Genomic DNA, 12421 nt, shown 5'->3' with positions numbered 1-12421 from the left:
CCAGGCAGACTGGGGGGCATGGCCGTTCGCATGTATCAGCTCACCGTCGACTCCCACGATCTGCCGGCCCAGGCCCGGTTCTGGTCGCGGGTGCTGGACTGGCGGATCCTCTTCGAGTCCGAGGACGAGATCGTCATCGGTGCCGACGCGCTCGCCCTGCCGGGGATGTGCTTCATCGCCGTGCCCGAGGGCAAGACGGTCAAGAACCGGCTCCACCTCGACCTGACGCCCGACGACCAGGCCGCCGAGGTCGAGAGGATCCTCGCCCTCGGGGCGCGCCGGATCGATGTCGGGCAGGGCGCGGACGCCACCTGGGTGACCCTCGCGGACCCCGAGGGCAACGAGTTCTGCGTACTGCGGGCGAAGACCTCGCTCACCGACTGAACGGCGGCGGCGTCCCGGCGGCCAGGACGAGCTCGTGGGCCAGGTTCTCCTTGCGGATGCGCTGGTCCACGTAGAGCAGGGCGGTGACCAGCGGCGGGAAGACGGAGACGACCGCCTGGCTGATCAGCTGGCCGAGGGCGAGGAACGTGACGACGACGACCACGGAGACCACCACGGTCGCGGAGTCCTCGTCCGTGAAGTCGGTGGCCGCCAGCGGGGCCGACACCAGCGCGGAGAGGACCTGCTGGATCAGCATGCCGACGACGGAGGCCATGATCCCCGCGGCCAGCACACAGCCGAAGATCCGCCACCAGGAGCCGCGGACCAGGTGCGAGGAGCGGCGCATCGAGGCGACCGCGCCCTGACCCTCGATCACGGCCGCCGCCGGGGCCAGGCTGAACTTCACCCAGATCCAGAGGGCGAAGGGAAGGGTCGCCAGCGCGCCGAGGATCCAGAGCAGCGTGGCGACGAACGACATCGAGCCCTGGTCGCCCGCTCCCGTGCTCGCGTCGGCGAGCCCGGCGAAGAGCGAGACGACCATCGCGACGAAGGCGGCGGCGAAGAGCAGCATCGGGATCATCAGGGCCACGGTCGTCAGCAGCACGGTGCCGAGCACGGACGGCATCCGGGCCCAGGAGCGGCGCCAGATCGCGCCGAAGGTCGTGGGACGGCCGAGGACCGCCTCCTGGACGACGGCGGGGCAGGCCGCCGCCACCAGGGCGTTCGCGCAGAGGACCGTGATCATGCCGGCCAGCCAGACGCAGCCGAAGGCGATGATCAGCGGCCGGATGTCGTCCCACCGCGGCTCCTGCCCCGTGGGCAGGTCGAACACGGCGGGGAAGATGTCGCCGACGGCCAGGTACGCGATGCCGATCGCCGCTCCGATGACCACCAGGGCCGCGAGGTAGACGGCCGCCGCCACCCCCAGGAGCTGCTTCCAGTAGCGGCCGAAGGTCGCGAAGGCGCCGGTCAGGATCGTGCTGAAGCCGAGCGGCGCCAGGGGTATCACGCCGGGCTTCGGCGGCGGGGGCGGCGGCGGGTAGCCGTAGCCGTAGGGCGCGCCCGGGGGGCCGTAGGGCGGGCCCGGGGGTCCCTGAGGGGGACCGGGGGGATTCGTCATGCGGCACACCGTATCGGGCAACGATGCGTACGGCCGTACACATACTGTGTACGCTTGTACGCATGGGTTACGGACTGCTCGCCGGTGCCATCGTGGCGGAGATACTCGCCACCACCTCCATGAAGTACAGCGAGGGCTTCACGAGGCTCTGGCCCTCGGTCGTCACCGGCGCGGGCTATCTCATCGCCTTCGCGCTCCTCGCGCAGGCCCTCAAGACGCTCCAGGTCGGCACCGCCTACGCCATCTGGTCGGGCGTCGGCACCGCCGCCGTCGCCACCATCGGCATCCTCTTCCTAGGCGAGACCCTCAGCGTGGCCAAGATCGCCGGGATCGTCCTCATCGTCGCCGGGGTCGCCGTCCTCAATCTCGGCGGTGCCCACTGATGGCCCGCCCCCGCCGCCACGACCCCGAACGACGGGAGCGGATCGTGGACGCGGCGCTGCGGGTCGTCGGACGGTCCGGGATCTCCGGGCTCAGCCATCGCACGGTGGCCGCCGAGGCGGACGTGCCACTCGGCTCGACCACGTACCACTTCGCCTCCCTCGACGAACTCCTCGTCGCGGCGCTCCACAAGGCCAACGAAGGCTTCGGGCGGCTGCTGCGCGAGAGGGCCGCCCTCGCCGCGCCGGAGACCGACCTCGCCACCGGCCTCGCCCGGCTCCTGGGGGAGTGGCTGGGAGGCCGACGCGCCCACGTGGAGCTGGAGTACGAGCTCTACCTGGCCGCGCTGCGGCGCCCCACGCTCCGCCCCGTCGCCGCCGAGTGGGCCGAGACCGTCGTCTCCGTCCTCTCCCCGTACAGCGACCCCGTCACCGCGCGCGCCCTGGTCGCGCTCATGGACGGCATCTGCCTCCAGGTGCTGCTGACCGGCGTCTCCTACGACGAGGAGTACGCGCGAGAGATGCTGGCGCGGGTACTGCGGCCGGCCTGAGAAGAGCCGGTCACGGGCCTCGCGGCGGGTTCGTGCCGTCGTTTCTGCACGAAGGACCGAAACATCCTGTCCGTGCTCGTCGGAACCGCCGACGCCCCCGACCGTCACCTGAGACCGGTTGGCCCGAGCGGGGCCCCGCCGGTTAGGTTTTCCGTCATGACCACTGCTTCTCGTACCATCGGCGCCGTCGCCGCCGGCCTCGCCACCATCGCCGGCGACGGCACCGTTCTCGACACCTGGTTCCCCACCCCCGAGCTGACCGAGGCGCCCGGCCCCGCCGGCACCGAGCGGCTCAGCCCCGACGAGGCCGTGAACGCCCTCGGTGAGGGCGCCGCCAAGGCCCTCGGCGTGGACGCCCGCCGCGGCGTCGAGGTGGTCGCCGTCCGTACCGTCATCGCCTCGCTCGACGAGAAGCCGCTCGACGCCCACGACGCCTACCTGCGTCTGCACCTGCTCAGCCACCGTCTCGTGCGGCCGCACGGCCAGAGCCTGGACGGCGTCTTCGGCCTGCTCGCCAACGTCGCCTGGACCTCGCTCGGTCCGGTCGCCGTCGACGACATCGAGAAGGTGCGGCTCAACGCCCGCGCCGAGGGCCTGCACCTCGCCGTGACCAGCATCGACAAGTTCCCGCGCATGACCGACTACGTCGTGCCCGCCGGAGTCCGCATCGCCGACGCCGACCGCGTCCGGCTCGGCGCCCACCTCGCCGCCGGCACCACCGTCATGCACGAGGGCTTCGTCAACTTCAACGCCGGCACCCTCGGCACCTCGATGGTCGAGGGCCGGATCTCCGCCGGTGTCGTCGTCGGCAACGGCTCCGACATCGGTGGCGGCGCCTCCACCATGGGCACCCTCTCGGGTGGCGGCAACGTCGTCATCTCGATCGGCGAGCGCTGCCTGATCGGCGCAGAGGCGGGCGTCGGCATCGCTCTCGGCGACGAGTGCGTCGTCGAGGCCGGTCTGTACGTCACCGCCGGCACCCGGGTGACCATGCCCGACGGCCAGGTCGTGAAGGCCCGCGAGCTCTCCGGCGCCTCGAACATCCTCTTCCGCCGCAACTCGGTCACCGGCACCGTCGAGGCCCGCCCGAACAACGCGGTCTGGGACGGACTGAACGACATCCTGCACAGCCACAACTGATCCGGTGACTCTGCGTTAACAGAACGTAGGGTCACCGCACGCAGACAAGGCGAGGAGTCGACACCATGAGGGCGAAGCCCACGGTCGCAGGAGTGCTCACGATGGCGGCGGTGCTGCTGCCGGCCGGGACGGCCGCGGCGGACGAGACGCACAGTCACTCGCACAACGGGCCGAACGTCTCCCTGATCTCCACCGGGCAGATCGACGACCCGCTGGAGGACGTCCTGGAGCACGCGGCGATCCTCGGCCGCACCTACACCAGCGACTCCGCCTGATCCGACCGGACCAGCGCCTCGTACACCGCGCGCAGCCCGTCGACCGTCTCCCGGTCGGCGGGCTGCAGCGGTTCCCGCACCGGTCCGCCGAGCAGCGCCTTCACGGTGACCGTGCCGGGCAGACCACCGGCCATCATCCGCTCGGCGAGCGGCAGCAGCCGGGCGTTGAGCCGGGCCGCGCCCGCCGCGTCGCCCGCGTCGAAGGCGTCGAGGACGGCGCGCAGCCGAAGGGGCACCACGTTCGCCACCGTGCTGACGTAGCCGGCCCCGCCGACCGCGTAGAGCGGCAGGTTCATCTCCTCGCAGCCCGAGTAGTACGCGAGCGAGGTCTCCGCGATCACCCGGGTCGAGCCCAGCAGGTCGTACGCGCAGTCCTTCACCGCCACGATCCGGGGGTGCTCGGCCAGCCGCAGCATCGTCGCGGGCTCCACGCGGGTGCCCGTACGGCCGGGGATGTCGTAGACCATCACCGGCAGCCCGGTCGCGTCCGCGACCTTCCGGAAGTGCGCCTCGACGGCCGGCTGCGGCGGACGGCTGTAGTACGGGGTGACGACGAGCAGTCCGTCCGCCCCCGCCCCCTCGGCCTGGCGGGCCAGCTCGGCGGTGTGCCGGGTGTCGGCGGTCCCGACGCCCGCGACGATCGAGGGACCGAGCCCCACCGCGTCCCGCACGGCGCGGACGAGCGCGGCCTTCTCGGCGTCGGAGGTGGTCGGGGACTCGCCGGTGGTGCCGTTGAGGACCAGACCGTCGCACCCCTCGGAGACGAGCCGGGCGGCCAGCTTGCCCGCCTCGTCGAGGTCGAGCTCACCGGTGGGGGTGAACGGGGTGATCATCGCGCAGAGCGCGCGGCCGAAGGGCGCCGGGCGGGAGGAGGAAGGGCTCATCCCGGAAGTCTGGCCGCAGCGGACGGTGAAGGTCCACTTAGATCTGCTTCGGCTCAGAGATCACCGTTACTTAAGGATGGCCGTTCTGGCATCATCGACGGGCGCGACAGGGGGACATGGAGAACAGCACAGCATGAGCTCACACAGCACGGCCGACCGCCGGGTCGCACTCGTCACCGGCTCGTCCTCGGGCATCGGCGCCGCCGTCGCCCGCCGCCTCGCCGAGGCCGGCTACCGGGTCGTCGTCAACTCCGCGCGCTCCGTCGAGGCGGGCGAGAGGCTCGCCGCCGAACTGCCCGGCGCCGTCTACCTCCGGGCCGACGTCTCCGACGAGAGCCAGGCCGGGGAACTCGTCGCGCGGACCGTGGAGACCCTCGGCCGCCTCGACCTCCTCGTCAACTGCGCGGGCACCACCCGGTTCATCCCGCACGACGACCTCGAAGCCGCCTCGCCCGAGGTCTGGCGCCATCTCTACGACGTCAACGTCATCGGCGTCTGGCAGACCGTCACCGCCGCCGTCCCGCATCTGAGGAAGACCCGCGGCGCCATCGTGAACGTCTCCTCCCAGGCCGGCGTCCGGCCCGGCGGCAGCTCCATCCCGTACGCCGTCTCCAAGGCGGCGGTCAACCACATGACGAAGCTCCTCGCCAAGACCCTCGGCCCCGACGTACGGGTCAACGCGGTCGCGCCCGGTCTCGTCGACACCCCCTGGTTCGACGGGGTGGACGGCGCCGACGCGGCCAAGGCGCATGTGGCGGACGTCGTCCCGCTGCGCAGGGTCGGCCGGGCCGAGGACATCGCCGGGGCCGTCCACGACCTGGCCCACTCCTCGTACATCACCGGAGAGGTGCTGCTCGTGGACGGCGGCGGACACCTGCTCGGGTAGAGCCGCGGGCACCTGCGCGGGTGGATCCGCGGCCGTGGGCCGGGGGACCGGCCCCGGGTTCAGAGGGTGAGCTTGAAGCCGTCGTGGCTGCGCGCGAAACCCAGGGAGGCGTAGAAGCGGTGGGCGTCCGCCCGCCGCTTGTCGCTCGTCAGCTGGACCAGCGCGCAGCCGCGCTCCCGCGCACGGGCCACGGCCCGCTCCATCAGCTCCCGGCCGAGGCCGCCACCCCGTCGGTCGGCCCGGATCCGGACCGCCTCGATCAGGGCCCGCTCGGCGCCGCCCCTGCCGAGCCCCGGGATGTACGTGATCTGCAGGCAGCCCAGGACGGGTTCACCGTCCGTCAGGACCAGCATCTCGTTGCGCGGATCGGCCTCGATCTCCGCGAAGGCCCGCTCGTACGCCTCGGTGACACCGATCGAGGCGGGGTCCACCACCGTCTCCTCGTCGGCCAGGAGGGCGAGGACGGCCGGGAGTTCGGAGCGGGTGGCGGGGCGGAGCGCCAGGTCGCGAAGGATCATGGCGCGAAGTCTCGCACGGAGCTTCGCACAAAACCTCGCACGGGACCGGTGCTTGACCTCAACCTTGGTCGAGGTACGAGGGTGGAGTCATCCGAGGAACAGGAGACCTTTCCATGAACGCCGTCGCACACCCCGACGCCCGCCCCGACCTCCACCGCCCCGCGGTCGGCGCCGTCCTCGTCAGCACCTGGCGGGTCGGCACCCCCGAGCGTCAGCGCGCGGCCGTCGAGGCCATCCGAGCGGCCTGGGAGAGCAAGGAATGGCCCGACCTGGGGCTGCTCTCGTACAGCGTCTACACCGGAACGGACGGGGACACGCTGCTGCACTACTCGCAGTGGACCACCGAACAGGCCTACGAGGACTACGTCCTGACCTACCGCGACGGCCGGAACGCCGAGATCGACGCGGCCGTGCCCGACGTCGAGCGGGTGGAGCTCCACCGCTACGCGCCGCCGTACCGCTCCGCCGTCCTCGACGGATCGGCCGAGGGCTCGGTGCCCGGCGTGATCGCGGTCGTGGAGGCCGAGTTCGACGGGCCGGACGCGGGGCGCCAGCGGGCCTGGGTGGACGTCGTGTTCACCGCCCTGGACGAGGACGCGGTGCAGCGGCCGCCGTTCGGCGGCATCGGCGCGCACTTCCACCTCTCCACCGACGGCCGACGGGTCCTGAATCTCGCCGAGTGGGAGAGCGGACGGGGGGACGAGGAGTGGCCGGCACAGGGCGAGCCCGCGAGCGAGGCCTGGGAGCGCGTGCGGGGCTACCCGGGGCTGGCCGCGAGCCGGGTGCGGCGCTACACGCCGGCGCTCAGCCTGAGCGCCGGCGTCTGACCGGAGCGGCACGGGGCGGGTCCGCGCGGACGGAGCGCGCGCGGACCCCGGCCGCTACGGGCGGAAGCGCAGGACCTGCGGGTCGTGGTCGCTGTCCTGGTCGGCGAACTCCGCGTTGATGTGGACGCTGTCGTACTCGAAGTGGCGCACGCCGGGGCTCGTCAGGATCTGGTCGAGCACCTGGCTGTTGCCCTGGTAGACGTACGAGTAGCGCTCGCTGTGCGGCAGCGACTTCACGGCCGGGTACAGCGCGCCGCCGTCGGCCAGCGCCTTCGTCGTACCGGAGAACTCGAAGTCGTTGATGTCGCCGACGACCAGCACGTCGGCCTGCTTCTCGACCGCGAGGATCTCCTTCACGAAGCCGTTGACGGCCTGGGCCTGGAGCAGACGCTTCGCCTCGGACGAGCGGTTCGGCGGCTGGTGGTGCGAGACGATGGACTCGTCGCCGCCCTTCGAACCGAAGTGGTTGGCGATCACGAAGACCGTACGGCCGCGGAAGACGAACTCGCCCGCGAGCGGCTTGCGGCTGCTCTCCCAGGCGGTGTTCGCCGGGTCGACGCGACCGGGGGAGAGGGTCAGCGCGGCGTGGCCCTTGCTGCCCGTCACGGTGGTGGCGGTGGTGGCGTCGCCGCCCGCGCGGTCCGTGAAGGAGACCCGCTCGGGGTTGAAGAGGAAGACCTGACGGATGTTGCCGCCGGGCTCGCCGCCGTCCTTGTTGTTCTCCGGGTCGACCGAGCGCCACTCGTACGCGGGGCCGCCGGCCGCGACGATCGCGTCCGTGAACTTCTTCACCGTCTGGTCGGCGGCGACCGTGCCGTCGTTCTTGGCGCCGTTGTTGTCCTGGATCTCCTCCAGGGCGAGGATGTCGGGCGAGGCGAGGTTGTCGACGACGGCCTTCGCGAGCGCGTCGAACTTCTCCTGCGGGTCGCTCGGGTCGAGGTTCTCCACGTTGTACGTGGCCACGGCCAGCTCGTTCTTGTGCTGCTCGTCCGTGGACTCGCGCTCCAGGCCCCGGTCGACGACGGTGCCGAGGGTGCGGGCGGTGATCGTGTAGCCGCCGAACTGGTTGAAGTCGAGCGGGCCCTCGGTCGTGCCGGTCAGCCGGTCGCCGACGTTCGCCTTGGGGAACGGCTGCTGGGCGACCGGGGTCAGCGACTGGATCTGCAGACGGCCGGTGTTCTGGTCCTCGTAGGAGCCGTAGACCGTGCCGCCGCGCCAGTTGCGGTTCTCCCAGGGCTTCACCGTGACCCACAGCTCGGAGTACGGGTCGGTGGCGCCGACCACGCGCGAGGAGCCGATCCGGACGTTGGTGCCCTCGAGGGACTCGTAGTAGTCCAGGGCGTACTTCCCGGGGTTCAGCTGCAGGCCGTTGATCGAGCCCTCGGCGGCCGGGTCGCCCTCCGGGGCGTACGTGCCGGGCACGGACCAGGCGGAGATCGTCACCGGGGCGGGGACCGGGTTGCCCTGGGAGAGCACCGTGACGACCGGCTTGGAGAGCTGGGTGAGCGACTGGTTGCCGGAGTTCAGACCACCGGGGACGTACTCGGTGACCGTGCCGTTCAGGCTGACGGCGTCGCCGACGGCGACCGTCGGGACGGAGCTGGTGAAGACGAAGAGGCCCTCGCTGGTGGCCGGGTTCGCGTCCGCCTCGGGGTCCTGGATCCAGAATCCGCGCGAGCCGTACGTGCGGACACCGGTGACGATGCCCGTGACGCCGGTGACCTGCTTGCCGACGAGCGGGGAGACGCGGGTCGTGCCCTGGATGTCGTGGATGCGGACGCTCGCGGCGTCCTCGGCGGCGGCGGTCGTCGAACCGGCGAGCAGACCGGCGGCGAGGGCCGAGGCGACGACGGCGGATACCGCAGCGGATCGCGCGACGGTGCGGCCGGCAGATCTCGGTATGGAGGAAGGCATCAGGGGACTCCGAGGGTGCTTGGAGGAACGGCAGAATAATCTACGCGCGTCAATCTCTTTGCAGAGCGACCGACTTGTCAAGAGTCGACGGGTGTACGAAGGCTGACGGATCCGTGAACCGGCGGACGCCCTCCCGGATGCGTCTACGCTGAGAGCCGCTCTCCGAGCCCCCTTCACCGGTACCTCCCACCCCCTTCACCCGTACCTGTCACCCTTCACCCCCGGACGCGTCGAGGAGACCCCCCAGATGTCAGCGGAGCACCCCACCCTTCCCCCCGTTCGGCTCCGTGCGGACGCGGAGCTGGCGCGGGACGCCCTGGCCGCCCCCCTCGTCGCCCACGCGGTACGGCTCGCCCGCTGGGCCGGGCCCGACACCCGGGTGGACGCGGGCGGCGAACTCGTCGACGAGCAACTGCCCGAGGCCGTCGAGGTGCTGGGCCTCGGCGACGACGAGGACGGCGAGATCTGGGCGGGCGACGCCTGGCGACTCGCCGTCGACACCGGCCTGGTGGACGTCCAGGACGGCGACGAGACCGAGGCGGGCGACACCCCCGGGCGGGCCGCGCCCGGCGAGAACCTGACACTTGTCACGGGCGGTTCGCCGCAGGACGTCCTCACTCTCTGGCTGGACGGCTTCGACGCGGTCTTCGGCGACGCCGTCGCCCCCGTCCTCGACGACCTGGACGCCGTCGTCGGCGAGGACGGCGAGATCGACATCGAGTCGCTCGACTGGGACCCCGAGGTGGAGGCCGACTTCCTGGAGGGCGTGCTCGGCAACCTCTACCTGCTGACCGTCAGCGAGGGCGGGGCCGGCGAGGGACCGGTGCCGCTGCCCGCGCTCGCCGCGTCGATGGTCGTCCCCGACGACATGGGCGAGCCCACCGACGACGTCCTGGAGCAGGTGTCGGACGCGATGATGCGGCTCGACGAGCAGTTCCGGCTCCTGGAGACGATCGGGCTCGTCGAGTACCAGCCCGTCGACGAGGCCCTGATGGTCGAGGAGGGAGAGGAGCCCGCGCCGCCCGTCGACGACGAGGACGTCACCCGGTACGGCATGGTCAGGCTGACCTCGCTCGGCCTCTACGGCGTCCGGGCCCGGATGCTGGAGGCCGGCGTGGACGCGCCCGCCGTCGGCGACCTCGCCGACAAGGGCGCCGACGCGCTCCTCGACGGGATCTCCGGCTACCCGGAGGCCGCCGCACGCGAGGAGACCGCCGGCTGGCTGGCCGGCCGTGAGCCGCTCGAAGCCGCCCGCGAACTGCTGCGCGCCGCGCGCGGCGCGGACGCGGGCTCGCCGCTCCGCCGCCTCCACTGCCAGCAGACGCTGTCGCTGGTGGGCGCGGAGGCGGAGCCCGCGGTACGGGAGGTCCTGGACGACGCGGAACTCGGCGGCCTCGCACGGGTCTGGCTCGCCGAGCGGGGCGCGGCGGACGTGCCCGCGCCGCCGGAGTCGATGATCTTCTGGCTGGCCGTCGACACGATCGCGGCCCAGCTCGACGCCGACGGCGACCTGGAGGAGGTCCAGGAGCTGATCGAGGGCCTCACGGGACGCCACAGCGGCTTCTTCGAGGCGGCCTGGCGGGTGCAGCACCCGGCGACGGCGGAGGTCCTCGAGGCCATCGGGCGCCTCCACCGGGACAAGGGCGTGGCGAAGGAGGCCCGCAAGGCGGCCTTCAAGGCGCGGTCGAGGTCCGGCGCCTGACCCTGCGGGTGGCCGGGGCGGTGAGGGGCGTGGCCCGCGGGGCGGCTGAGGGCGGGGACGGGTCCTGCCCCGCGCGGGCCGCGCTCAGGGGCGCCGCGGGAGGGCGGTGGCGCGGCCTTACCCGCCGGCTGCGGGAGGGCGGTGACGGGGCCCTGCCCGCAGGGCCTTGTCCGCTGCCCGCGCCGGGGGCGTCCGTTGTCCGCAGGACTCCGGGTGACGGCCCGGGCGTCGGTCGCGGGGCGCCGGAGACGGGTGGGTGCGGGTCCGGCCCGCGGGTCCGGCGGGCGGTGTTCCCGTGGCGTTCAGGCGGTGTTCGTGGTGGCGCGGGAGGGTGGCCCGCGACAACCGGGCCAGCACAGGGAGAACGCCACACCATGCCCCTCAACCGCAGAGAGTTCACCAAGCAGTCCGCCGTCGCCGGTGCGGGGCTCGCCCTCACCGGCGTCGTCGGGGCTCTCGCCACCGCGCCCGAGGCGCTCGCCGCCGACGACCCGGAGACGTACGGGGCCGGCCACGGTCACGACCACGGTCACGGCCACGGCCACCGGCTCGGGTACGGTCCGCTCGTCGCCGACCCCGAGGGGACGCTCGCGCTGCCCGCCGGGTTCTCGTACCGCGTCGTCACCCACAGCGGGGTGACCCGGCTGGAGTCCGGCGAGTTCACGCCCTCCAACCACGACGGCACCGCCGCCTTCGCCGGGCCGCGCGGCACCACGTACCTGGTCAACAACCACGAGCTCAAGGGCACCCGTGACAAGTGGGACCACCCGGTCCCGCTCACCGAGGGGCTCGTCTACGACCCGGCGGCGGCCGGCGGCTGCACGGTCGTCGAGGTGCACCGCGACGGCACCGTCGCCGAGTGGGTCGGCATCGCCGGCACCTCCACCAACTGCGCGGGCGGCAGCACCGCCTGGGGCACCTGGCTGACGGGCGAGGAGAACTCGGACCGCGCCGGCGTCAACGGCATGACCAAGGACCACGGCTACATCTTCGAGGTCGACCCGCGCGACCGCCGCGCCAACCGGAACCCGAAGCCGATCAAGGCCTTCGGCCGGTACGACCACGAGGCCGTCGTCATCGACCCCAAGCGGGGGCACGCGTACCTCACCGAGGACGCCTCCAACCCCAACGGACTGCTCTTCCGCTGGGTGCCGCCGAAGGGCTTCGAGCACGGCCGCGGCAAGCTCCGTACCCTCGCCGACGACGCCGGTGTGCTCCAGGCCGCCAAGTGCGTCGACTCCTCGGGCCGGTTCGTGGACGACCTCTCCCGGGCGGGCCGGATCGGCACCGTCTACGGCGTGGACTGGGTCGACGTCCCCGACCGCGACGGCCGGACCACCTCCGTCCGCAAGCAGTTCGCGGACGGCCGGATCACCCGCGCCCGCAAGCTGGAGGGCATGTGGTGGGCCGACGGCGGCGCGTACGTCGTCTCCTCCTACGCGCGCGAGGAGAGCCCCGGCGCCGCGCACGACGGCCAGGTCTGGTTCTACGACCCCAAGCGCCGCACGCTCACCCTCAAGGTGCTGCTCGGTGTGAACGCGAACCCGGACGTGGACGGCGCCTACGACGGCCCCGACAACATCACCGTCTCCCCGTACGGCGGTCTCGTCATCGCCGAGGACGGCGAGGGCGTCCAGCACCTCTTCGGCGCGACCGACTCGGGCCGCACCTACCCGATCGCCCGGAACGACCTCAACGGCAGCGAGTTCACCGGCGTGACCTTCTCGCCCGACGGTGACACGCTGTTCGCCAACATCCAGGACCCGGGCATCATGGTCGCGATCACCGGTCCCTGGCGGCGTCAGCCCCGCCGCTGACCCCTGGTCAGTTCCATGGACTG

13 protein-coding genes are annotated in these 12421 nt (G+C 72.4%); 9 read left to right on the top strand and 4 right to left on the bottom strand.

Features of this window, described 5'->3' with window-relative positions; genetic code table 11:
• The first annotated feature begins 18 nt into the window (after nucleotides 1-18).
• A complete protein-coding gene (locus tag IE311_RS05700) occupies nucleotides 19-384 on the top strand; it encodes a VOC family protein (RefSeq protein ID WP_189830463.1) in 366 nt (121 codons plus the stop codon).
• Here IE311_RS05700 and IE311_RS05695 read toward each other — a convergent pair.
• The gene (locus IE311_RS05695; protein ID WP_229901746.1) at nucleotides 374-1504 is read right to left on the bottom strand and encodes a DUF7847 domain-containing protein; all 1131 of its coding nucleotides are present in this window, start codon (nucleotides 1502-1504) and stop codon (nucleotides 374-376) included. The genes IE311_RS05700 and IE311_RS05695 overlap by 11 nt on opposite strands.
• Nucleotides 1505-1566: 62 nt before the next feature.
• On the opposite strand from IE311_RS05695, the gene IE311_RS05690 reads away from it, so the two are divergent.
• From IE311_RS05690 to IE311_RS05675, 4 genes are all read left to right on the top strand, one after another.
• Entirely contained in the window at nucleotides 1567-1887 is a 321-nt protein-coding gene (locus IE311_RS05690; protein ID WP_229901745.1) for a DMT family transporter, read from the top strand.
• Complete coding sequence (locus tag IE311_RS05685) at nucleotides 1887-2435, top strand: TetR/AcrR family transcriptional regulator (RefSeq protein ID WP_189830461.1); 549 nt, start codon at nucleotides 1887-1889, stop codon at nucleotides 2433-2435. Before IE311_RS05690 ends, IE311_RS05685 begins: the two co-directional genes overlap by 1 nt.
• Nucleotides 2436-2591: 156 nt before the next feature.
• Nucleotides 2592-3575, top strand: a complete 984-nt coding sequence (gene dapD / locus IE311_RS05680; protein WP_189830460.1) for a 2,3,4,5-tetrahydropyridine-2,6-dicarboxylate N-succinyltransferase — start codon at nucleotides 2592-2594, stop codon at nucleotides 3573-3575.
• Between the two features lie 65 nt (nucleotides 3576-3640).
• Nucleotides 3641-3850, top strand: a complete 210-nt coding sequence (locus IE311_RS05675) for a hypothetical protein (protein ID WP_189830459.1) — start codon at nucleotides 3641-3643, stop codon at nucleotides 3848-3850.
• Here the strand turns inward: IE311_RS05675 and dapA are convergent.
• Nucleotides 3829-4734 carry a 4-hydroxy-tetrahydrodipicolinate synthase gene (gene dapA / locus IE311_RS05670; protein WP_189830458.1) on the bottom strand — a complete coding sequence of 302 codons (906 nt, stop codon included), beginning with the start codon at nucleotides 4732-4734 and terminating at the stop codon, nucleotides 3829-3831. The genes IE311_RS05675 and dapA overlap by 22 nt on opposite strands.
• Nucleotides 4735-4867: 133 nt before the next feature.
• On the opposite strand from dapA, the gene IE311_RS05665 reads away from it, so the two are divergent.
• Nucleotides 4868-5620: an SDR family NAD(P)-dependent oxidoreductase gene (locus tag IE311_RS05665; protein WP_189830457.1), complete on the top strand. Its 753-nt coding sequence runs from the start codon at nucleotides 4868-4870 to the stop codon at nucleotides 5618-5620.
• A 59-nt stretch (nucleotides 5621-5679) separates the two neighbouring features.
• Here IE311_RS05665 and IE311_RS05660 read toward each other — a convergent pair whose 3' ends face one another.
• Complete coding sequence (locus IE311_RS05660; protein WP_189830456.1) at nucleotides 5680-6138, bottom strand: GNAT family N-acetyltransferase; 459 nt, start codon at nucleotides 6136-6138, stop codon at nucleotides 5680-5682.
• A 113-nt stretch (nucleotides 6139-6251) separates the two neighbouring features.
• On the opposite strand from IE311_RS05660, the gene IE311_RS05655 reads away from it, so the two are divergent.
• Entirely contained in the window at nucleotides 6252-6965 is a 714-nt protein-coding gene (locus tag IE311_RS05655) for an antibiotic biosynthesis monooxygenase (protein ID WP_189830455.1), read from the top strand.
• 54 nt (nucleotides 6966-7019) lie between these two features.
• Here IE311_RS05655 and IE311_RS05650 read toward each other — a convergent pair whose 3' ends face one another.
• On the bottom strand, nucleotides 7020-8879 hold the full coding sequence (locus IE311_RS05650) for an endonuclease/exonuclease/phosphatase family protein (protein WP_189830454.1): 1860 nt from the start codon (nucleotides 8877-8879) through the stop codon (nucleotides 7020-7022).
• 247 nt (nucleotides 8880-9126) lie between these two features.
• On the opposite strand from IE311_RS05650, the gene IE311_RS05645 reads away from it, so the two are divergent.
• Together IE311_RS05645 and IE311_RS05640 are read left to right on the top strand one after the other, a co-directional pair.
• Nucleotides 9127-10581: a hypothetical protein gene (locus IE311_RS05645; protein ID WP_189830453.1), complete on the top strand. Its 1455-nt coding sequence runs from the start codon at nucleotides 9127-9129 to the stop codon at nucleotides 10579-10581.
• Between the two features lie 374 nt (nucleotides 10582-10955).
• A complete protein-coding gene (locus IE311_RS05640; RefSeq protein WP_189830452.1) occupies nucleotides 10956-12398 on the top strand; it encodes an alkaline phosphatase PhoX in 1443 nt (480 codons plus the stop codon).
• Nucleotides 12399-12421 lie beyond the last annotated feature (23 nt).

This window comes from Streptomyces zaomyceticus (assembly GCF_014656215.1).
Lineage (GTDB): Bacteria > Actinomycetota > Actinomycetes > Streptomycetales > Streptomycetaceae > Streptomyces > Streptomyces zaomyceticus.
The sequence above is the reverse complement of the archived record's forward strand: the minus strand, read 5'-3'. Positions and strand labels throughout refer to the sequence as shown.

Excerpts from the sequence above, each read along its gene's own strand:
- IE311_RS05700 (WP_189830463.1), top strand. The coding sequence starts at position 19 with ATGGCCGTTCGCATGTATCAGCTCACCGTCGACTCCCACGATCTGCCG.
- IE311_RS05695 (WP_229901746.1), bottom strand. The coding sequence starts at position 1,504 with ATGACGAATCCCCCCGGTCCCCCTCAGGGACCCCCGGGCCCGCCCTAC.
- IE311_RS05690 (WP_229901745.1), top strand. The coding sequence starts at position 1,567 with ATGGGTTACGGACTGCTCGCCGGTGCCATCGTGGCGGAGATACTCGCC.
- IE311_RS05685 (WP_189830461.1), top strand. The coding sequence starts at position 1,887 with ATGGCCCGCCCCCGCCGCCACGACCCCGAACGACGGGAGCGGATCGTG.
- dapD (WP_189830460.1), top strand. The coding sequence starts at position 2,592 with ATGACCACTGCTTCTCGTACCATCGGCGCCGTCGCCGCCGGCCTCGCC.
- IE311_RS05675 (WP_189830459.1), top strand. The coding sequence starts at position 3,641 with ATGAGGGCGAAGCCCACGGTCGCAGGAGTGCTCACGATGGCGGCGGTG.
- dapA (WP_189830458.1), bottom strand. The coding sequence starts at position 4,734 with ATGAGCCCTTCCTCCTCCCGCCCGGCGCCCTTCGGCCGCGCGCTCTGC.
- IE311_RS05665 (WP_189830457.1), top strand. The coding sequence starts at position 4,868 with ATGAGCTCACACAGCACGGCCGACCGCCGGGTCGCACTCGTCACCGGC.
- IE311_RS05660 (WP_189830456.1), bottom strand. The coding sequence starts at position 6,138 with ATGATCCTTCGCGACCTGGCGCTCCGCCCCGCCACCCGCTCCGAACTC.
- IE311_RS05655 (WP_189830455.1), top strand. The coding sequence starts at position 6,252 with ATGAACGCCGTCGCACACCCCGACGCCCGCCCCGACCTCCACCGCCCC.
- IE311_RS05650 (WP_189830454.1), bottom strand. The coding sequence starts at position 8,879 with ATGCCTTCCTCCATACCGAGATCTGCCGGCCGCACCGTCGCGCGATCC.
- IE311_RS05645 (WP_189830453.1), top strand. The coding sequence starts at position 9,127 with ATGTCAGCGGAGCACCCCACCCTTCCCCCCGTTCGGCTCCGTGCGGAC.
- IE311_RS05640 (WP_189830452.1), top strand. The coding sequence starts at position 10,956 with ATGCCCCTCAACCGCAGAGAGTTCACCAAGCAGTCCGCCGTCGCCGGT.